Source organism: Serratia sp. NA_112.1 (assembly GCF_052691715.1).
On sequence record NZ_JBQZFO010000002.1, the window covers coordinates 40,081 to 60,531 of the forward strand.

Genomic DNA, 20,451 nt, shown 5'->3' on the forward strand with positions numbered 1-20,451 from the left:
ATGCATGATCAAAAAGACAATCACGCGAATAACCAAGCGCTTGAACCTATCAATGCGGCCGCTCACCAGAGCGGCGTTGATGCATTTGAGCTGAGTGCGGAAGAACGTGATGCGATCGAGCACGAAAAGCACCATTACGAGGATCCACGCGCAGCCTCCATTGAAGCACTGAAAATTGTGCAGAAGCAGCGCGGCTGGGTTCCGGATGGGGCGATTCATGCCATCGCTGAGCTGCTGGGCATTCCTGCCAGCGACGTAGAAGGCGTGGCCACGTTCTACAGCCAGATTTTCCGTCAGCCAGTAGGGCGCCACGTGATCCGTTATTGTGACAGTGTTGTTTGTCACATCACCGGTTACCAGGGCATTCAGGCCGCCATTGAGAAGAAGCTGAGCATCAAACCGGGTCAAACCACCTTTGATGGCCGTTTCACTCTGCTGCCAACCTGCTGCCTGGGCAACTGCGATAAAGGGCCAACCATGATGATTGATGAGGACACTCACAGTCAGCTGAAGCCTGAAGATATCGAGACGCTACTGGAGCAGTATCAATGATTAAAGACATTGTACGCACTCCCGAAATGCACCCGCTGACCTGGCGGCTGCGCGATGACAAACAGCCGGTCTGGCTGGATGAATACCGCAGCAAGAACGGCTATGCCGGTGCGGAAAAGGCCATCAAGGGCCTGGCCCCGGACGAGATCGTCACCCTGGTGAAAGACGCCGGGCTGAAAGGTCGCGGCGGTGCAGGTTTCTCCACCGGTTTGAAGTGGAGCCTGATGCCGAAAGACGAATCCATGAACATCCGTTACCTGCTGTGTAACGCCGATGAAATGGAGCCGGGCACCTATAAAGACCGCTTGCTGATGGAGCAACTGCCGCACCTGTTGGTGGAAGGCATGCTGATCTCGGCGTTCGCGCTGAAGGCTTATCGCGGCTATATCTTCCTGCGCGGTGAGTACATCGAAGCTGCGGTGCATTTGCGCCGGGCGATCGCCGAAGCCACCGAAGCCGGTTATTTGGGCAAGAACATCATGGGCAGCGGCTTCGACTTCGAGCTGATTGTTCATACCGGTGCCGGTCGTTACATCTGTGGCGAAGAAACCGCCTTGATCAACTCGCTGGAAGGCCGCCGTGCCAACCCGCGTTCCAAGCCACCTTTCCCGGCTTCCTCCGGCGTTTGGGGCAAACCAACCTGCGTCAATAACGTAGAAACCCTGTGTAACGTTCCGGCGATCCTGGCGAACGGCGTTGAGTGGTACAAGGGGATCTCCGCCGGTAAGAGTAACGATGCCGGTACCAAACTGATGGGCTTCTCCGGCCGGGTGAAAAACCCAGGCGTTTGGGAGCTGCCGTTTGGCACCACCGCACGTGAAATTCTGGAAGATTACGCCGGTGGCATGCGTGACGGTCTGCGTTTCAAAGCCTGGCAGCCAGGCGGCGCGGGCACCGACTTCCTGACCGCCGATCACCTGGATCTGCCGATGGACTTCGAGAGCATCGGTAAAGCCGGTAGCCGTCTCGGTACCGCGCTGGCGATGGCGGTAGACCACGAGATTGGCATGGTTCCGCTGGTGCGCAACCTGGAAGAATTTTTCTCTCGCGAGTCTTGCGGCTGGTGTACGCCATGCCGTGACGGTCTGCCGTGGAGCGTGAAGATCCTGCGTGCGCTGGAAAATGGCGAAGGGCAGCCGGGGGATATCGAAACCCTTGAGCAGCTGTGCCGTTCTCTCGGCCCGGGCAAAACCTTCTGCGCCCACGCGCCAGGTGCCGTAGAGCCACTGCAAAGCGCAATTAAATATTTCCGTGAAGAGTTCGAAGCGGGCATCAAAGTGAAGCACTTCAGCAACGCGCATGCGATTGGCGGTATTCAGGCCAATAATCTGCTGAAGCAACGCTGGTAAGCCGACTCGCCCCGACGACACGGCCAGAATTTTTGATTAACGCCTGCCGCAAGGCAGGCCACTTGGAAGCATGCTGACTATGGCTACGATTCATGTAGACGGCAAAGAATACGACGTAGATGGGGCCGACAACCTGCTGCAGGCTTGTCTCTCCCTCGGGCTCGATATTCCTTACTTTTGCTGGCATCCGGCGCTTGGAAGCGTCGGCGCTTGCCGCCAATGTGCGGTAAAGCAATACCAAAACGCGGAAGATACGCGTGGCCGTTTGGTGATGTCTTGTATGACACCGGCATCCGATGGAACCTTTATTTCCATCGACGATGGCGAAGCCAAACAGTTCCGTGAAAGCGTGGTTGAGTGGTTGATGACCAACCACCCACACGACTGTCCGGTATGTGAAGAAGGCGGTAACTGTCACCTGCAGGATATGACAGTAATGACCGGCCACAGCTTCCGTAAATACCGTTTCAGTAAGCGTACTCACAATAACCAGGAACTGGGGCCGTTTATCTCGCATGAGATGAACCGCTGTATCGCCTGTTACCGCTGTGTGCGCTACTACAAGGACTATGCGGACGGCACCGACTTCGGTGTTTACGGCGCGCACGACAACGTCTACTTCGGCCGTACCGAGAGCGGCACGCTGGAAAGCGAGTTCTCCGGTAACTTGGTGGAAGTGTGCCCGACCGGTGTGTTCACCGACAAAACCCACTCCGAGCGTTATAACCGTAAGTGGGACATGCAGTTTGCGCCAAGCATCTGCCAGCAGTGCAGCATCGGCTGTAACACCAGCCCGGGCGAGCGCTATGGCGAACTGCGTCGTATTGAAAACCGTTATAACGGCAGCGTGAACCATTACTTCCTGTGTGACCGCGGTCGCTTCGGTTATGGTTACGTAAACCAGAAAGATCGTCCGCGTCAGCCACAGCAACTGCGTGGCGACGACTGGATCACCCTGAACGCCGAGCAGGCGATGCAGGGGGCGGCGGACATTCTGCGTCAGGCGAAGAAAACCATCGGCATTGGCTCACCACGCGCCAGCCTGGAAAGTAACTTCGCACTGCGTGATTTGGTGGGTGCCGAGAACTTCTATACCGGTATCTCGCAGGCCGAACAGGGCCGTCTGGATCTGATGCTGAACGTGCTGCAAAACAGCGGCGTTCACACGCCTGCGCTGCGTGAAATCGAAGGGTATGACGCCGTGTTGGTGTTGGGTGAAGACTTGACCCAGACCGGCGCACGTATTGCCCTGTCGGTACGTCAGGCAGTGAAAGGCAAGGCTCGCGCTATGGCTGCGGCCCAACGCGTTGCCGACTGGCAGATTGCTGCGGTGCAGAACATCGGCCAGCACGCCAAACACCCGCTGTTTGTCACCAACGTGGATAACACCCGTCTGGACGATATCGCGGCATGGAACTACCGCGCACCGGTGGATGAGCAGGCGCGCTTCGGCTTCGCTATCGCCCATGCGCTGGACAACGCGGCACCGGCAGTCAACGATTTGGCTGACGGCCTGAACAAGAAAGTCGACATCATCGTGCAGGCGCTGACCGACGCGCGTAAACCGCTGATCATTACCGGCAGCAACGCCGGTAGCGAAGCCATCATCGAAGCGGCGGCCAACATCGCCAAAGCGTTGAAGGATCGCGGTTCTGACGTCGGCATTACCTTCGTCGCCAGCGCGGCCAACAGCATGGGCTTGGCGATGATCGGCGGCGGTTCGCTCGATCAGGCACTGATCCAGTTGGAAAGCGGCGAAGCCGACACGGCTATCGTGATGGAAAACGATCTCTACCGGCAAGCGCCGGCGGCGAAAGTTGACGCTGCACTGGCCAAGGTCAGTAACCTGATCGTGGTCGATCATCAGCGTACTGCCATCATGGATAAAGCTAATCTGATCCTGTCGGCAGCCAGCTTCGCGGAAAGCGACGGAACTCTGGTCAATCAGGAAGGTCGCGCCCAGCGTTTCTTCCAGGTTTACGATCCGGCGTACTACGACGATGCGAAGAAAGACGTTCACACAGTGATGCTGGAAAGCTGGCGTTGGATGCACTCGCTGCATTCCACCTATACCAGCCGCCATGTGGATTGGACGCAGCTTGATCATGTGATCGAAGCCTGTGTCACCGCGTTGCCGCAGTTGCAGGGGATCGTCGATGCTGCACCGGACGCGAGCTTCCGTATCCGTGGCCAGAAACTGGCGCGTTCTCCGATTCGCTCCAGTGGTCGTACGGCGATGCGCGCCAATATCAGCGTGCACGAACCGCGTCAGCCTCAGGATAAAGACACCATGTTCGCCTTCTCAATGGAAGGGAACAACAGCCCGTTGGCCGACCGCCAGCAGATCCCATTTGCCTGGGCACCAGGTTGGAACTCACCGCAGGCATGGAACAAGTTCCAGGCCGAAGTGGGTGGCAAGCTGCGTCATGGCGATCCGGGCGTGCGCTTGATCGAAGCGGGGGAGGGCAAGTTGGGTTACTTCGACCGCGTGCCAGCCGCCTTTGGTCAGCAGCAAGGCTGGCGTGTCGCGCCGTATTATCACCTGTTCGGCAGTGATGAAATGTCACAGCGTTCCGGGGTGATTCAGCAGCGCATGCCGGACGCCTATGTGATGGTCAATCCTACCGATGCTGCTGCGCTGGGCGTCAATGCTGGTGCGTTGGTGGAGTTCAGCTGTGCAGGCCAGACCTTGCGTCTGCCGGTGCGTCTGAGTGAAACCCTGACCCAGGGCCAGGTGGGCTTACCGCTTGGCTTGCCAGGGATCCCGCCGGTACTGGTGGGTGCAACGGTTGAAAATCTGCGGGAGGCTACACGATGAGCTGGTTTACCCCTGAGGTGATCGACATTCTGATCTCCATTGTTAAAGCGGTAGTGATCCTGCTGGTCGTAGTCACCTGTGGGGCATTCATGAGCTTCGGCGAACGCCGTTTGCTCGGTCTGTTCCAGAACCGTTATGGACCAAACCGTGTCGGCTGGGGTGGCTCGCTGCAGCTGGTCGCCGACATGATCAAAATGTTCTTCAAGGAAGACTGGGTACCGAAATTCTCCGACCGGGTGATCTTTACCCTGGCGCCGATGATCGCCTTTACTTCCCTGTTGCTGGCATTTGCCATCGTCCCGGTCAGTCCGACCTGGGCGGTGTCCGACCTCAACATCGGTATTTTGTTCTTCCTGATGATGGCCGGCCTGGCGGTATACGCCGTGCTGTTTGCCGGCTGGTCGAGCAACAACAAATACTCGCTGTTGGGGGCAATGCGTGCTTCTGCGCAAACCCTGAGCTACGAAGTGTTCATCGGCCTGTCGCTGATGGGGGTGGTAGCACAGGCGGACTCCTTCAATATGCAGGCGATCGTTGAGTCTCAGGCGCATATGTGGAACGTCATCCCGCAATTCTTTGGTTTCATTACCTTTGCGATTGCCGGCGTGGCGGTGTGTCACCGTCACCCGTTTGACCAACCGGAAGCCGAGCAGGAACTGGCTGACGGTTACCACATTGAATATTCCGGCATGAAGTTCGGGCTGTTCTTTGTGGGCGAATACATAGGTATCGTCACCGTTTCTGCCCTGATTGTGACGTTGTTCTTCGGTGGCTGGCAGGGGCCTTTCCTACCGCCATTCGTCTGGTTCGCGCTGAAAACGGCTTTCTTCATGATGATGTTCATTCTGATTCGTGCTGCTCTGCCACGTCCGCGCTATGACCAGGTGATGTCCTTCGGCTGGAAAGTCTGTCTGCCGTTGACGCTGCTGAACCTGCTGGCGACTGCCGCAGTCATTTTGTACAACGCTCAATAAGGGGTGAATAAACCATGACATTGAAAGAGTTATTGGTTGGTTTCGGCACCCAGGTGCGCAGCATTTGGATGATAGGCCTGCACGCCTTCGCCAAGCGCGAAACCCAGATGTATCCGGAAGAACCGGTTTACCTGCCGCCGCGCTACCGTGGCCGCATCGTGCTGACGCGCGATCCGGACGGCGAAGAGCGCTGCGTGGCTTGTAACCTGTGTGCGGTTGCCTGCCCGGTGGGCTGTATCTCGCTGCAAAAAGCAGAACAGAAAGATGGCCGTTGGTATCCGGAGTTCTTCCGCATCAACTTCTCGCGCTGCATTTTCTGCGGCCTGTGCGAAGAAGCTTGCCCAACTACCGCCATTCAGCTGACGCCGGATTTCGAAATGGGTGAGTTCAAGCGCCAGGATCTGGTGTACGAAAAAGAAGATCTGTTGATCTCGGGGCCGGGTAAATATCCGGAATATAACTTCTACCGGATGGCCGGTATGGCGATTGACGGCAAAGCCAAGGGCGAAGCCGAAAACGAAGCCAAACCGATCGACGTCAAAGGTCTGTTGCCTTAAGGAGCCAGCAAGCATGGAAATTGCCTTTTATCTGGCAGGTTTTATTGCGGTGATCGCGACAATTCGCGTGATCTCGCATACCAATCCTGTGCATGCGTTGCTGTATCTGATCGTCTCGTTACTGGCGATCTCTGCAGTCTTTTTCTCACTCGGTGCCTACTTCGCCGCGGCTTTGGAAATCATCGTCTACGCCGGTGCCATCATGGTGCTGTTTGTGTTCGTGGTGATGATGTTGAACCTCGGCAACGCGGTGCAGCAACAAGAGCGTGATTGGCTCAAACCGTCGGTGTGGATCGGCCCTGGCATCTTGTCGCTGGCGCTGTTGGTGGTGCTGATTGTTGCTATCCGCAGCGTGTCCGATCAGGGCATCAGCGGTGAGATGGTTGACGCTAAAGCGGTGGGGATCAGCCTGTTTGGTCCTTACGTTCTGGCGGTTGAGCTGGCTTCAATGCTGCTGTTGGCAGGTCTGGTTGTTGCCTTCCACATTGGCCGTGAGCACAAACCGGGTGAGGTGTTGAGCAATGCCCCGGCCAGTAGCGAAATGGCGAGAAGAAAATCGGAGGAGCAAGCATGATCCCTCTTCAACATGGCCTGATCCTGGCGGCAATTCTGTTCGTCCTGGGTCTGACCGGGTTGCTGGTGCGTCGCAATCTGCTGTTTATGCTGATCAGTCTGGAAGTGATGATCAACGCCGCAGCACTGGCGTTTATCGTGGCGGGCAGCTATTGGGGCCAACCGGACGGGCAGGTGATGTATATCCTGGCGATCAGCCTGGCAGCCGCCGAGGCCAGTATTGGTCTGGCATTGCTGCTGCAGCTTTACCGTCGTCGTCATACCCTGAATATTGATACTGTCAGTGAGATGCGCGGATGAACCTATTATATTTAACTATTCTGCTACCGCTGATCGGGTTCCTGCTGTTGGCCTTCTCCCGAGGCCGCTGGTCTGAGAACACCTCGGCAATCGTCGGCGTAGGCTCTATCGGCCTGGCTGCTCTGGTCACGGTCTATGTGGGTATGGACTTCTTCGCCCAGAAAGCCACTGGCGTGCAGCTGTTTGAGCAAAGCCTGTGGAACTGGATGAGCGTTGGTAATTTCAATATTGGTGTGACCCTGACGCTGGACGGCCTGTCGCTGACCATGCTGTCAGTGGTGACCGGCGTGGGCTTCTTCATCCACATGTTCGCTTCCTGGTACATGCGCGGTGAAGAGGGCTACTCACGTTTCTTTGCTTACACCAACCTGTTTATCGCCAGCATGGTGGTATTGGTACTGGCAGACAACCTCTTGCTGCTGTATCTGGGTTGGGAAGGTGTGGGCCTGTGCAGTTACCTGTTGATCGGCTTCTATTACAAGGATCCGGCCAACGGTGCGGCGGCGATGAAAGCCTTCATCGTGACTCGCGTCGGTGACGTGTTCCTGGCATTTGCGTTGTTCATCCTCTACAACGAGTTGGGCACGCTGAATATCCGCGAACTGATGATCCTGGCACCGCAAAAACTGGCGATTGGCGATACGGCGATCACCTGGGCTACCCTGATGTTGCTGGGTGGTGCGGTCGGTAAATCGGCGCAGTTGCCGTTGCAGACCTGGCTGGCAGATGCGATGGCGGGTCCAACCCCGGTTTCTGCACTGATCCACGCTGCAACCATGGTGACCGCGGGCGTTTACCTGATTGCCCGTACTCATGGCCTGTTCCTAATGGCACCGGAAGTGCTGCATCTGGTGGGCATTATCGGGGCAGTGACCCTGGTGCTGGCCGGCTTTGCCGCGCTGGTGCAGACCGATATCAAGCGCGTGCTTGCCTACTCCACCATGAGCCAGATTGGCTACATGTTCCTGGCGTTGGGCGTGCAGGCGTGGGATGCGGCTATCTTCCACCTGATGACCCATGCGTTCTTCAAGGCGCTGCTGTTCCTCTCCTCCGGTTCGGTGATCCTGGCCTGCCATCACGAGCAGAACATCTTCAAGATGGGCGGCCTGCGCAAGAGCATCCCGCTGGTTTACGTCTGCTTCCTGGTGGGTGGCGCTGCGCTGTCGGCACTGCCGCTGATCACCGCCGGCTTCTTCAGTAAGGATGAGATCCTGGCCGGTGCGATGGCTAACGGTCACATCAACCTGATGATTGCCGGTCTGGTCGGTGCGTTCATGACCTCGCTGTACACCTTCCGTATGATTTTCATCGTGTTCCATGGCGAAGAGAAAATCAAAGCGCATGCAGGTTTTGGCATCACTCACCACCTGCCGCTGTTGGTTCTGCTGGTGCTGTCCACCTTCGTTGGCGCGATGATCGTTCCGCCATTGCAGGGCGTACTGCCAGATACCACCGAGCTGGCGCACGGTAGCGTGCTGCAACTGGAGATTACCTCCGGCGTTGTGGCTATTGTCGGCATCCTGCTGGCGGCGGCGCTGTGGCTGGGCAAACGTAGCCTGGTGACCCGCATTGCCAATAGCGCACCGGGGCGTTTCTTCTCAACCTGGTGGTTCCATGCCTGGGGCTTCGACTGGCTGTACGACAAAGTATTCGTCAAGCCGTACCTGGGTATTGCGAAGTTGCTGCAACGTGATCCGCTGAACTCGATGATGAACCTGCCGGCCATCTTCTCCCGCTGGGGGAACCGAGGTCTGACAGTGAGCGAGAACGGTCAGGTGCGTTGGTATATAGCGTCTATGGGTGTGGGTGCAGTGGTCGTATTGGCGCTGTTGATAATAATTTAAAGCATTTATCGGGCATAGCTCTGTGCTATGTACAATGTTTTATACCGTATGGATTTCGCGTTGTAGCTAGGCGGCAAGTGCGAGCATCCCCTGGAGCTTACTTAGGTAATTGACAGGGGTAAACGCCCGCAGCCAACAACGCTACAGCGTGAAAGACAACGGTAGAATAAGGGACACAAAACGCCATGCTATTACCTTGGCTAATTCTTATCCCCTTTATTGGCGGTCTGCTGTGCTGGCAGTTTGAGCGCTTCGGTACTAAGGTGCCGCGCTGGATTGCGTTGATCGCAATGGGGCTGACATTGGCGCTTTCTCTGTATCTGTGGATGCAGGGTGGCTACACATTGACTACGCCGAAAGGCATTCCGCAGTGGCAGTCTGAATTCCTGCTGCCGTGGATCCCACGCTTTGGTATTTCCATCCACCTGGCGCTGGACGGCCTGTCACTGCTGATGGTGGTGCTGACCGGCCTGCTGGGCGTGCTGGCTATTCTCTGTTCCTGGCGTGAAATCCAGAAATACCAGGGCTTCTTCCACCTGAACCTGCTGTGGATCCTTGGTGGGGTCATCGGCGTGTTCCTCGCCATCGACATGTTCCTGTTCTTCTTCTTCTGGGAAATGATGTTGGTGCCGATGTACTTCCTGATTGCACTCTGGGGTCACAAGGCTTCGGACGGGAAGACCCGTATCACTGCGGCTACCAAGTTCTTCATCTATACCCAGGCCAGTGGTCTGGTGATGTTGATTGCTATCATGGGCCTGGTGTTCGTGCACTATAACGCGACCGGCGTGTGGACTTTCGATTACGAAGACCTGCTGCAGACGCCAATGTCCCATAACGTGCAATACCTGTTGATGCTGGGCTTCTTCATCGCCTTTGCGGTGAAAATGCCGGTGGTGCCATTGCATGGCTGGTTGCCTGATGCGCATAGCCAGGCACCCACTGCAGGTTCTGTTGACCTGGCGGGGATCTTGCTGAAAACCGCGGCCTACGGCATGTTGCGTTTCAGCCTGCCGCTGTTCCCGGAAGCGTCGCACGAGTTTGCGCCAATCGCCATGTGGCTGGGCGTGGTCGGTATCTTCTACGGTGCATGGATGGCGTTTGCGCAGACCGATATCAAGCGTCTGATTGCTTATACCTCGGTTTCCCATATGGGCTTCGTGCTGATCGCCATCTATACCGGCAGCCAACTGGCTTACCAGGGTGCGGTGATCCAGATGATTGCACACGGTCTGTCTGCGGCCGGTATGTTCATCATCTGTGGCCAGCTGTACGAACGTCTGCATACTCGTGACATGCGTGAAATGGGCGGCCTGTGGGGGCGTATCAAATACATCCCTGCGCTGTCGCTGTTCTTCGCAGTGGCGACCCTGGGGATGCCGGGTACCGGTAACTTCGTCGGTGAATTCATGATCCTGTTCGGCAGCTATCAGGTTGTGCCGGTGATCACCGTGATTTCTACTTTCGGTCTGGTGTTTGCTTCGGTTTACTCGTTGATCATGATGCAGCGCGCCTATTACGGCAAAGCCAAGTCTGATCAACCGTTACCGGGCATGACCGCGCGTGAGCTGTTTATCATTCTGCTGCTGGTGGTGTTGCTGGTTCTTCTGGGGGTTTACCCACAGCCGATTCTGGATACTTCCAATGCGGCGATGAGCAACGTGCAACACTGGTTTGGTTCGTCAGTTTCAGCAATTTCAACAACAAGGCCGTAATTCGCCATGACAATAACTCCTCAACAACTGATCGCATTGTTACCACTGTTGATCGTCGGATTGACGGTGGTGGTTGTGATGCTAGGCATTGCGTGGCGACGCGACCATTTTATCAACGCCACCCTGACCGTGATCGGTCTAAACCTGGCGCTGCTTTCGCTGTACTTTGTCGGCCAGGCAGGCCCAATGGACGTCACCCCGCTGCTGCGGGTTGACGGCTACTCGATGTTCTATACCGGGCTAGTGATACTGGCGAGCCTGGCGACCTGTACCTTCGCCTATCCATGGTTGGTGGGTTACCCGGACAACCGCGAAGAGTTCTACCTGCTGGTGCTGATTGCCACGCTGGGTGGCATTCTGCTGGCGAGCGCCAACCACCTGGCGTCGCTGTTCCTCGGTATTGAACTGATCTCGCTGCCGCTGTTCGGTCTGGTGGGTTATGCCTACCGCCAGAAGCGTCCGCTGGAAGCGGCCATCAAGTACATGTTGCTGTCCGCTGCCGCGTCGTCATTCCTGCTGTTTGGTATGGCGCTGCTGTATGCCGAGTCCGGTGACCTGTCACTGGCCGGCCTGGGCAAAAGCCTGCAAGAAAACATGATGCACCAGCCGCTGGTCCTGGCGGGTATGGGCATGATGATTGTCGGTCTGGGCTTCAAACTGTCGCTAGTGCCGTTCCAACTGTGGACGCCGGATGTGTATCAGGGGGCGCCTGCGCCGGTTTCAACCTTCCTGGCGACCGCCAGCAAGATTGCTATCTTCGCCGTGGTGATGCGTTTGTTCCTGTATGCACCGGCCGCCGACAACGAAGCGCTGCGCATGGTGCTGTCGATCATTGCCGTCTGCTCCATTTTGTTCGGCAACCTGATGGCTATCAGCCAGACCAATATCAAGCGTCTGCTGGGTTACTCGTCGATCGCCCACCTGGGTTATCTGCTGGTGGCGTTGATTGCGGTGCAAACCCATCAGCTGTCGTTGGAAACCGCCGGGGTTTATCTGGCCGGTTACCTGTTCAGCAGCCTGGGCGCGTTTGGTGTCGTCAGCCTGATGTCCAGCCCGTACCGTGGCCCGGACGCCGATTCACTGTTTTCCTACCGTGGTCTGTTCTGGCATAAGCCAATTCTGTCTGCGGTAATGACGGTGATGATGCTGTCGCTGGCCGGTATCCCGATGACCCTGGGCTTTATCGGTAAGTTCTTTGTTATCGCGATGGGCGTCAGTGCTCATCTGTGGTGGTTGACCGGCGCAGTGGTGCTGGGCAGCGCCATCGGTTTGTACTATTACCTGCGCGTGACCGTCAGCCTGTTCCTCAGCGCGCCGGAAGCGCTGCAGCGCGATACTCCGAACAACTGGGCGTTGACCGCAGGTGGTGTGGTGGTGTTGATCTCCGCCGCGTTGGTGTTGCTGTTGGGTGTTTATCCGCAACCGCTGATTACGCTGGTACAGATGGCACAGCCGATGTTCTGATTGGCATCAAGGCAGTAAAAAGGTCGCTTCGGCGACCTTTTTTTATGGGCGGGTGGCAGATTAGAGCGTCATCTGCGCTGGGCGACATTGGTATAATTCTGCCAACTTTTCCCGGTTTTTTTTTGCGGTTTAGAGTCGATGGCTTCCCACTGAGAAACGGCAGATTGGGTAGTGCCCAGTTTTGTCGCCACATCTTACTGCGAGAGGCCGCGGAAAACTCGCCATGCGGCTATCAGGCTGATGTTCTGATCCAACATGATAGAGACCACTTCGTGAGGAACTGTTTCATCATCGTGCGCATCGATATTATAGGGAACAGACTTATATTCATCTTGCCGGCCTACCAGCTTTTTATATTCATCGAGAGGCAGTGCTACATATAGGGGGCTGCCTGATTCATCATGGATATACGGTAACTTCGCCATCATACCCCCAACAGTGGTGTACATTGTTCAGACAATAAGTCTTTTGTCTAATTATGGCAATGCGGCGAAACGGGATAGGAGGGGCGGGTAAGTCACCCTAACCCCTGAATGGGTGAGATCAACCGGGATTGTTTTGAAACGAGGTTTCCAGCGCCTGCACTACGGCACGCACCCGTGCGGCACGCTGCAGATCGGGGTGTAGCACCAGCCAGATATCTACCCAGTCTTTATTCTCCGGGAAAATGCGTACCAGATCCGGATCCTTGTCCGCCAGGAAGGAGGACAGCAGGCCGATGCCCAATCCGTTACGCGTTGCCGAGCGCAACAGCAATTGTGAATTGCACTGCAAAACTACGTTGGGGTCGATCAGCGCTTCGCCACAGAAGTCGTTCCAGTGGCGCGGCACCAGCTCGCGTGGAAACATCAGCAGATCATGGCCACGCAGGTGGTCACCCTTGGTCGGCAGTCCGTGTTTGTCGAGATAGCCTTGAGTGGCATACAGCCCCATTTCGATGGTTGCCATACGTTTGATAATCAGCTCATCAGACTCGGGCCGTGCGCCACGGATCGCCAGGTCCGCACCTCGGTAGGAAATATCAGAGATATTCACCGCCGTCAGCAGAGTGACGGTGATTAATGGGTGTTGCTCCCGCAGCGCTTTCAAGGCCGGAATGACAAAGGCCTCGGCCATGGTGTCAGTAGTGGCGATGCGTACGTTACCGCACAGGCTGTCGTCGCCGCTGGTGGCTTTGCGGCCAATCGCCTGCACCGCATTTTCCATATTCATCACGTCCGCCAGCATTTCTTCACCCAAAGGGCTGAGGGAGAATGATTTCGGCGTGCGGATAAACAGCTTGGACCCCAGGCTCTCTTCAAAAGCGGTAATACGCCGTCCGACGGTGGCCTGGTCGACGTGTAGTTCATTAGCGGCCTTTCGTAAAGTGCCGCAGCGGGCTACTGCCAGGAAGAAGCGTGCGTCATCCCAATTCATCATGCCATTTCCTTTATGCCGGCTTATCGGCCTTATCGGTGTTCATTCTTGCGCAACCTTACGGGCACGGGGTTAGGCTACAAGTCAGGGCTGGTATCATAATTATTTATTATGTTTCAGGATATGAATAAATGCATTAACGTGAAGCAATTTTGCATCTTTATTTTTACCCGACAATCTTTATCCTTATCAACGTTTATGCTGTGATCTGGCGCACATTTTGTGCCAATGTCACTCTAAACGCGAAAGCAGATACGCATGAGAGCCTGTCTCTGTTGGCTAACAGCCTGGTGGGATCGACTCTGAATCAGGTTGGCCAACCACGACTGGACATTAAAAATGGAGTCTCACGCAGAGAAGTTATACACCCCCGTAGCACTGGCAACTGCGGATGGTGTCAGAGTTATTGCAACGCCCGGCACGAAAGCGGCGGAGCAAACAAACGCTGATGTGATTATCCAGGGGCTTGAAGCACGCGGCATTCAGCACATATTCCTGGTACCCGGCAAGCTGGTGTACCCACTGATTAAATCCATTGAACATTCAGCCATTCGCGGCATCGTCGGCGCTCATGAAACCGCCTGCGGCTTTATGGCCGACGGCTACGCCCGTGCCACCCGCAAGTTTGGCGTTTGTCTGGGCATCTCCGGCCCCGGCACCATGAATTTCCTGCCGGCGATGGCGGCGGCACAGGCAGATAAAATCCCGGTGCTGTATCTGGCCGGCGGTATCGCCACTTATCATGAAGCGCAGGGCGCTTTCCAGGACGGCAGCAATAGCGGCATTGATGAGCTGACTATCGTCAAACCGCTGCTTTCCGCCGCGATAGAAGTGAAAAATAACCTTACGTTGCAGCACGAGCTGCGGCGCAGTTTGTCCTGCCTGAACACCCAGCGTAAAGGCCGTGCCTATTTAAGCGTGCCGGTCGATATGCAAAAGAAAGCGGTGGCAGGCAATTATGAAGCCAGCCCACAGCGTACGCCACAGTGCCGTGAAGCGGCGATCGACCAACAGGCGCTGGAGCAGATGTTGGATGATTATCTGCTGCGCGGACTGAACGTTGCCTGCCTGGTGGGTAATCGCATGAATAATCCGTTGGATGCCGCACTGCTGCTGCGCCTGGCGGAGAAATACCGTTTGCCGGTGGCCACTACGCTGTCCGGAAAGGGCGCTTTTCCCGAAGGGCACGAGCTGGCGTTGGGGCTGTATGGTTTTGCCGGTCACACCCGTGCGGTGGAAACCATCAATGGCGACGAGGTCGATGTGCTGCTGGTGTTGGGCTGCGATCTCAACCAGCGTGACAGCCTGAACTGGAATCCACGGCTGCATGGCACCAAAACGCTGGTGGTGATCGATGAGGATTTCGACAAGGTCAGTTCGCATTATCAGCCGGACATGCAGATTTTCTCCAGCCTGACCGATACGCTGCGGCACCTGCTGGATGCGGTCAGCGACGATGACGCGCACCTGGTTGCTATCAAGAGCCTGCGCAATGGCTGGCTTGAACAGGTGCGCCAACTGCCGTTGGAGCAACAGCAGCCCGATTTGCAGGCGCGGCTGGCCCAGGGTGAAGCCAATATGTACCCCGGTGACGCCATCAAACGCATTCGCAGCCGGATGAGCCCGGATACCAACGTTGTGGTAGACTCCGGCGCGCACCGTATCTTTATGGCGCACCATTGGCTGGCCAGTGGGCGCGGTGATTACCACACCTCAAGTTCCCTGGCACCTATGGGCTGGGCGATTTGTGCCGGCATTGGCATCAAGCTGGCGGCACCGCACCGCGACTGCGTGGTGGTGACCGGTGACGGATGCATGTTGATGCACGGTATGGAGATCCAGACTGCCGCCCGTTATCAGGTCAAAATGACCTTTGTGGTGATGAACAACTGTGCACACGGGGCGATGCATATAGATACCTTGCAGAACCGTGGGGTATCGGCGGACTACACGGCATTGCCAAACCACGACTGGAAGGCTTTCGCCAACAGTCTGGGGGTGTCCTCCGCCAAAGCGGCGACGCTGGAAGAGCTGGACGAGGCACTGGTCGCGGCGGCTGAGCACGAAGGCCCGTTCCTGATAGAAGTGTTGGTGGGAAATCATGTGGCACCTAATCGCTACTATGCCGAGAGCATCGTAGAATACGAGCAGCGTATCAAAGGCTTGTAAGGGCGTAGCCCTGTTATTGCGGGAGTCGTCATTATTATCCTTTGTATCACGCCATTCTATTTTACTTACAGTAGTCATGGAGCGATAACGATGTATAAATTGACACTTCTGGCATTAATGATGGCATTTCAGGGCTATGCACAGGCCGCTGACGATCACGGCGAAGGCATTACCAAAGAAACCCTGCTGAAAACCGAGACCTCGTGGGAGGGATCGCCTTACCAGCACTATCCGGCCGGTGCCCCGCAGATCACCATGCTGAAAGTCACCGTGGAACCGAACAAGGTTCTGGCCTGGCATACCCATCCGTGCATCAGTGCGGTGTATATGACCGGCGGTAGCGTTTCGTTGACGGTAAAGAAAACCGGTGTGAAGCACACCTTTAAGCAGGGCGACTCCTTTACCGATACGGTAGATATCGTGCATCAGGGCGTCTCCGGCGATAAGGGTGCCGAAATGCTGGTGTTCTTCGCCTGTGCCGATAACCAGTCCTTGACGGTGAAAGCCGGCGAATAATAGCCCGTCATCTTTCATACTGCGGTGCTGTCGCCGTAGGGGGCGAATAGATTCGCCCCGTTTTATTTTTGTTGCCCGTGGGGGCGGCACTCTGAGGAAATCATGGTTGCTTTGTGGATGGTTGTCGCCAGCGGGTTCTTTGCGCTGATGGGGTCCAGTATCAAGCTGGCTTCGGCCAAGGTCGGCTTTTTCGACATCATTTTTTATCGTTCTGTGATTAACGTGCTGATCGTTGCCGCGTTAATTCAGGTTAAAAACCTCGGTTTTCGCACCCGGCATCTGGGCCTGCATATGAAGCGTGCCGCCATCGGCAATGCGGCGATGTACTGTGGCTTCTACTCGCTGATCCATCTGCCGATCGCCACCGCCACCACGCTGGGCTACACCAACCCCATCTTTCAGTCGGTGATCGCCTTTGTCACCGCCAAAGGCCAGTTGACCGGCAAGCTGCTGTTCTCGGTAATGCTGGGGTTTATTGGCATTCTGGTGTTGCTGCGGCCCGATACGCCGAACGGTGAGTATGCCGCCACGCTGATTGGCCTGCTTTCCGGCCTGCTGACTGCGTTGGCCTATTTTAACGTCGGCAAGCTTGTGCGCACAGGCGAACCCGAGTTGCGGGTGGTGTTTTACTTCTCGCTGGTAGGTACGGTGGTGGGGGCAGTGATGACTACGGTGGTGGGGTTCACTACGCTTGATAGCGCCATGATACTGTGCGTCTGCGCTATCGGCGTGTTCGGCAGCCTGGGGCAAATCACCATGACCCGTGCCTATGGCAGCGGCAATGCGGTAATCGTCAGTATTCTGTCCTACAGCACCATCATTTTCTCCACGCTGCTCGGTTATCTGCTGTTTGGCGAGAAACTGTCTTATATTGCCGCGGGCGGCATGGCGCTGATTATTCTTTCCGGCGCGCTGGCTATTTTGAAACGCGCTCCGGCGAAGGTCGCCAAGGCTGAAGCCGTGTAATTCTGCATTCAATAGAATGCATTAATGAATCACTATGATGCATTCTTGGCTATTTTGACGGTTATACCCGAAAGGTATGATAGCCGCGTTTCCTGATGAGTTTGGTTTCAGGGCTTAGCGTTTATCCAGATTGTTTCGGGAGAGAAAAATGTCTGAAGGTGTAGCTGTTGATGAAGCGGCTAAAGCGAATTCGGGCACGTCGCATTTTGCCATTCTGCTGTTTTTAGCGCTGGCATTAATGTCTGCATTGCTCAACAGCAGTGCGCCGACGCCGCTTTATCCGCTTTATCAACATGAGCTGGCGTTAAGCTCGGTCAGCCTGACAGTCATTTATGGCGCCTATGCCGCCGGCGTACTTATCTCTCTGTTCGGCGTGGGCAACATGGCCGGCAAGGTCAAAGACCTGCGCAGCATGATTGTGCCAGCGTTGCTGGTGGTGCTGGCCGGGGCTTTGCTGTTCTCGATGGCCGATTCGTTTCTGATGATGTTTATGGCGCGTTTGCTGGCCGGGATCGGCACCGGGGCATTAACCGGAGCGGCCAATATTGCGCTGGTACGTTTTGGGCCGAAAGACGGCGGTAAAAATGCGGCGCTGATTGCCACGCTGTCATTTACCACCGGTCTGGCGTTGGGGCCGATTTTCAGCGGTGTGGCGCTGCAAACCGGGTTCCATACCACTTCGCTGCCGTTCATTATCATTATGGCGGTGGCGGCAGCGGCCGCGCTGGGCGTTATGCTGAAATGGCCGGTTGATGTTGTGGTCGCGCCGTTAAGTGGGGCGACGGCGGCTGATAGCGTAGCGGAAAAAAGTTCATTGGCTGAAGGACTGCGTGCGACCGGTGGCAAGTTCTTCCTGTGTGCTGGTGCCTTGTTTATCTGTTGGGCGGTGGCTGCCAGCATTTTGGCGATTGGCCCCAGCGTGTCGGAAAAGCTGTTGGGCATGCATAGCCGTGGTATTTATGGTTACGTGATTGCGGTTTACCTGGTGATCGCCGGTATCAGCCAAATCCTGAGTCGTCGCGTTAATGCGCGCCATTCGCTGATGTTTGGCTGTCTGGCACAGGCGTTGTCGGTGGTGGTGTTCGCCGAAGCGATTCAAATTCACTCGTTGGCTCTGGCCAGTGCCGGTATGGTGATTGCAGGTTACGCCTACGGGGCAATTTTTGTCGGTAGCGCTACGTTAGTGAATCTGATTTCGCCAAAGGCCAGCCATGCGAGACTGATTTCGCTATTTTATGTTATTGCTTATATCGCCAACTGGGTACCTATCCTGTTGGGGGTAGTGATCGACCATGCCAGCCTGCATCTGGCGGTCAACCTGTTATTTATGGTCAGTGCCGTGGTGTGCCTGATTTTGAGCTTTATGGTGACCCGTGTGGGCTTCCCGCGCTGAAATATTGTTGTTCTTTTAAGCTGAAGTTTTGCTGACTGAACGTTGAAATAAATATGTTCTCGCTGCGCAATGTAGCGAGCCGATTTCCCTGGTGTTGTTGTGTGTCATTTCCAGCGTGCTTGCCACGCTGGTTTTTTTTGTGACAAATTCCACATTAATGTAATTCTCACTTTTCTCATTACATATTTTATGTGAGGTTTATCACATAAAAATGCCTGTTTTCGAGTAAACTGCGCGCTTTCTCTGCTGCGGGTCGGTTTATGAACGTTATCTTTGCCATTGCTGTGACAACCGGGATCCTCTCCGGCGTTTGGGGTTGGGTAGCCGTCAGCCTGGGCTTGATTAGCTGGGCCGGTTTCCTCGGCTGTACGGCCTATTTTGCTTGCCCGCAGGGTGGGTTGAAAGGGTTGTTGATAAGCTTGTTGACCTGCGGCAGCGGGGTATTTTGGGCAATGGTGATTATTCACGGCAGCGAGTTGGCCCCTGGCTTGAGCATCCTCGGTTACCTGCTGACTGGTGCCGTGGCTTTCCTGATGTGCATTCAGGCAAAACAGCAGTGGCTGGGGTTTGTGCCCGGTACCTTTATTGGCGCCTGTGCCACCTTTGCCGGTGGTGGCGACTGGCCGCTGGTGACCCTGTCCCTGGTGGTGGGATTGGTGTTCGGCTACGCGATGAAAAACAGCGGTCTTTGGCTGGCGGCACGCAATGAGAAACCCAAACAAACGGGTGCTGTTACCGAGCATGTTAACCGCTGATTTAAATGGTGCCGCCGAGTGAAATGCGGTAGTGCAGGTCAACGCGCTCGATGCACGGCACCCCTTTAATCCGTTTGAGTAAAATCTCTGTGGCGACTTTGCCCATATCAAACCTTGGGGTGATCACGCTGGCGATGCCCGGCGTGGTGGCCTTGCCAATATCCAGACCGTGAAAACCTGACAGGGCAATGTCCTGTGGCACCTTCAAGCCGAGCCGCAGACACGCCTGCAGCACGCCAACCGCCAGATCGTCATTGGTACACAAGATACCGTCCAGGTCGGGGTAGAGCTGGCGGGCCATCGCCAGCATGTCGGAGCCGACCGAGACCGACGAGACGTGATTTGCCGTGGTGTCAGTCCCTGATTTTCCATCGCCCGACAATAGCCCTGGAAACGTTTGGTGTCGCGTGCGTCGGACATGGCGCCAAAGTAAACCACCTGGCGTTTACCGCTGGCGAGCAGCGCTTCGGTCATGTCAAAACCCGCCTGATAGTTATCAAACCCCACGGCGATCCGCCCCTCGGGCCCTTCAAGATCCATCACCTGCGCCACCGGGATTTTAGCTGCCGCCAGGTATTTTTCCGCCCGCAGGGTGTGCTCGGAATCGGTGAGGATCAACCCGGCGATCGGGTAGGCCAGCAGTTGGATAATGTGCTCCCGTTGTCTGCATGCCGGTAATGACGACTTTAGTTTCTATCAGCAGGAAAAGGGGTACTTTGATATCGTTTTTGAAGTCTCCGGCCATCCGTCGTCGTTGCAGCGCTGTCTGGAAGTCACCCGTGCCAGGGGCACTGTCGTGCAGGTCGGGATGGGTGGCAGTTTCCCGGATTTCCCGTTGATGTTGCTGATCGCCAAAGAGTTGAACTTACTGGGCTCGTTCCGTTTTGTTGAAGAATTTGATTTGGCGGTGGCCTGGTTGGCGGAAGGGACAGTCAATCCACTGCCGCTGCTTTCTGCCGAGTTTGATAACCAGCAACTGGCGCAGGCGTTGGCCTTTGCCGGTGACAAGAGTCAGGCGGCCAAAGTGCAACTGGTGTTCTGATTTTAGCCAATAGTCTGATGGCGAAGAGCGGCGATCCTTGTCTATAGT

At 55.9% G+C, this 20,451-nt stretch carries 16 protein-coding genes and 3 pseudogenes; 16 read left to right on the forward strand and 3 right to left on the reverse strand.

Annotated elements, in window-relative coordinates:
* The 10 genes from nuoE to nuoN all read left to right on the forward strand — a co-directional run bounded on the left by nuoE (position 1) and on the right by nuoN (position 12,146).
* Positions 1 to 552 carry an NADH-quinone oxidoreductase subunit NuoE gene (gene nuoE / locus ACUTQ5_RS04580; RefSeq protein ID WP_445650281.1) on the forward strand — a complete coding sequence of 184 codons (552 nt, stop codon included), beginning with the start codon at positions 1 to 3 and terminating at the stop codon, positions 550 to 552.
* Positions 549 to 1,901, forward strand: a complete 1,353-nt coding sequence (gene nuoF, locus ACUTQ5_RS04585; protein WP_012146018.1) for an NADH-quinone oxidoreductase subunit NuoF — start codon at positions 549 to 551, stop codon at positions 1,899 to 1,901. The genes nuoE and nuoF overlap by 4 nt, the downstream gene beginning before the upstream one ends.
* Before the next feature lie 79 nt (positions 1,902 to 1,980).
* On the forward strand, positions 1,981 to 4,719 hold the full coding sequence (gene nuoG / locus ACUTQ5_RS04590; RefSeq protein WP_445650282.1) for an NADH-quinone oxidoreductase subunit NuoG: 2,739 nt from the start codon (positions 1,981 to 1,983) through the stop codon (positions 4,717 to 4,719).
* Entirely contained in the window at positions 4,716 to 5,693 is a 978-nt protein-coding gene (gene nuoH / locus ACUTQ5_RS04595) for an NADH-quinone oxidoreductase subunit NuoH (protein WP_012146016.1), read from the forward strand. The genes nuoG and nuoH overlap by 4 nt, the downstream gene beginning before the upstream one ends.
* 14 nt (positions 5,694 to 5,707) lie before the next feature.
* Complete coding sequence (gene nuoI, locus ACUTQ5_RS04600) at positions 5,708 to 6,250, forward strand: NADH-quinone oxidoreductase subunit NuoI (RefSeq protein ID WP_004947256.1); 543 nt, start codon at positions 5,708 to 5,710, stop codon at positions 6,248 to 6,250.
* Positions 6,251 to 6,263: 13 nt separating this feature from the next.
* On the forward strand, positions 6,264 to 6,824 hold the full coding sequence (nuoJ, locus tag ACUTQ5_RS04605; protein ID WP_174353862.1) for an NADH-quinone oxidoreductase subunit J: 561 nt from the start codon (positions 6,264 to 6,266) through the stop codon (positions 6,822 to 6,824).
* Complete coding sequence (gene nuoK, locus ACUTQ5_RS04610) at positions 6,821 to 7,123, forward strand: NADH-quinone oxidoreductase subunit NuoK (protein WP_012146014.1); 303 nt, start codon at positions 6,821 to 6,823, stop codon at positions 7,121 to 7,123. Before nuoJ ends, nuoK begins: the two co-directional genes overlap by 4 nt.
* Complete coding sequence (gene nuoL, locus ACUTQ5_RS04615) at positions 7,120 to 8,967, forward strand: NADH-quinone oxidoreductase subunit L (protein ID WP_445650283.1); 1,848 nt, start codon at positions 7,120 to 7,122, stop codon at positions 8,965 to 8,967. The genes nuoK and nuoL overlap by 4 nt, the downstream gene beginning before the upstream one ends.
* Before the next feature lie 185 nt (positions 8,968 to 9,152).
* Positions 9,153 to 10,682 carry an NADH-quinone oxidoreductase subunit M gene (gene nuoM / locus ACUTQ5_RS04620; RefSeq protein ID WP_012146012.1) on the forward strand — a complete coding sequence of 510 codons (1,530 nt, stop codon included), beginning with the start codon at positions 9,153 to 9,155 and terminating at the stop codon, positions 10,680 to 10,682.
* A gap of 6 nt (positions 10,683 to 10,688) precedes the next feature.
* Positions 10,689 to 12,146, forward strand: a complete 1,458-nt coding sequence (nuoN, locus tag ACUTQ5_RS04625) for an NADH-quinone oxidoreductase subunit NuoN (protein ID WP_012146011.1) — start codon at positions 10,689 to 10,691, stop codon at positions 12,144 to 12,146.
* 60 nt (positions 12,147 to 12,206) lie between these two features.
* Here nuoN and ACUTQ5_RS04630 read toward each other — a convergent pair.
* Positions 12,207 to 12,571, reverse strand: a pseudogene (locus tag ACUTQ5_RS04630) (helix-turn-helix domain-containing protein).
* A gap of 118 nt (positions 12,572 to 12,689) precedes the next feature.
* Entirely contained in the window at positions 12,690 to 13,565 is an 876-nt protein-coding gene (locus ACUTQ5_RS04635; RefSeq protein ID WP_445650284.1) for a LysR family transcriptional regulator, read from the reverse strand.
* 336 nt (positions 13,566 to 13,901) lie between these two features.
* Between ACUTQ5_RS04635 and ACUTQ5_RS04640 the strand changes: the two genes are divergently transcribed.
* From ACUTQ5_RS04640 to ACUTQ5_RS04660, 5 genes are all read left to right on the forward strand, one after another.
* Positions 13,902 to 15,731: a thiamine pyrophosphate-binding protein gene (locus tag ACUTQ5_RS04640; protein WP_445650285.1), complete on the forward strand. Its 1,830-nt coding sequence runs from the start codon at positions 13,902 to 13,904 to the stop codon at positions 15,729 to 15,731.
* A 90-nt stretch (positions 15,732 to 15,821) separates the two neighbouring features.
* Entirely contained in the window at positions 15,822 to 16,247 is a 426-nt protein-coding gene (locus ACUTQ5_RS04645; protein WP_445650286.1) for a cupin domain-containing protein, read from the forward strand.
* Between the two features lie 102 nt (positions 16,248 to 16,349).
* A complete protein-coding gene (locus tag ACUTQ5_RS04650) occupies positions 16,350 to 17,213 on the forward strand; it encodes a DMT family transporter (protein WP_445650287.1) in 864 nt (287 codons plus the stop codon).
* A gap of 148 nt (positions 17,214 to 17,361) precedes the next feature.
* Complete coding sequence (locus tag ACUTQ5_RS04655; RefSeq protein WP_445650288.1) at positions 17,362 to 18,606, forward strand: MFS transporter; 1,245 nt, start codon at positions 17,362 to 17,364, stop codon at positions 18,604 to 18,606.
* A gap of 260 nt (positions 18,607 to 18,866) precedes the next feature.
* Complete coding sequence (locus ACUTQ5_RS04660; RefSeq protein ID WP_261118155.1) at positions 18,867 to 19,361, forward strand: DUF1097 domain-containing protein; 495 nt, start codon at positions 18,867 to 18,869, stop codon at positions 19,359 to 19,361.
* A gap of 1 nt (position 19,362) precedes the next feature.
* On the opposite strand, the pseudogene ACUTQ5_RS04665 reads toward ACUTQ5_RS04660, so the two are convergent.
* Positions 19,363 to 20,027: pseudogene (locus ACUTQ5_RS04665) on the reverse strand (substrate-binding domain-containing protein); the annotation flags it as partial.
* Between ACUTQ5_RS04665 and ACUTQ5_RS04670 the strand changes: the two are divergent.
* Positions 20,020 to 20,403, forward strand: a pseudogene (locus tag ACUTQ5_RS04670) (zinc-binding dehydrogenase); the annotation flags it as partial. The pseudogenes ACUTQ5_RS04665 and ACUTQ5_RS04670 sit on opposite strands and share 8 nt — an antisense overlap.
* Between the last annotated feature and the right edge of the window lie 48 nt (positions 20,404 to 20,451).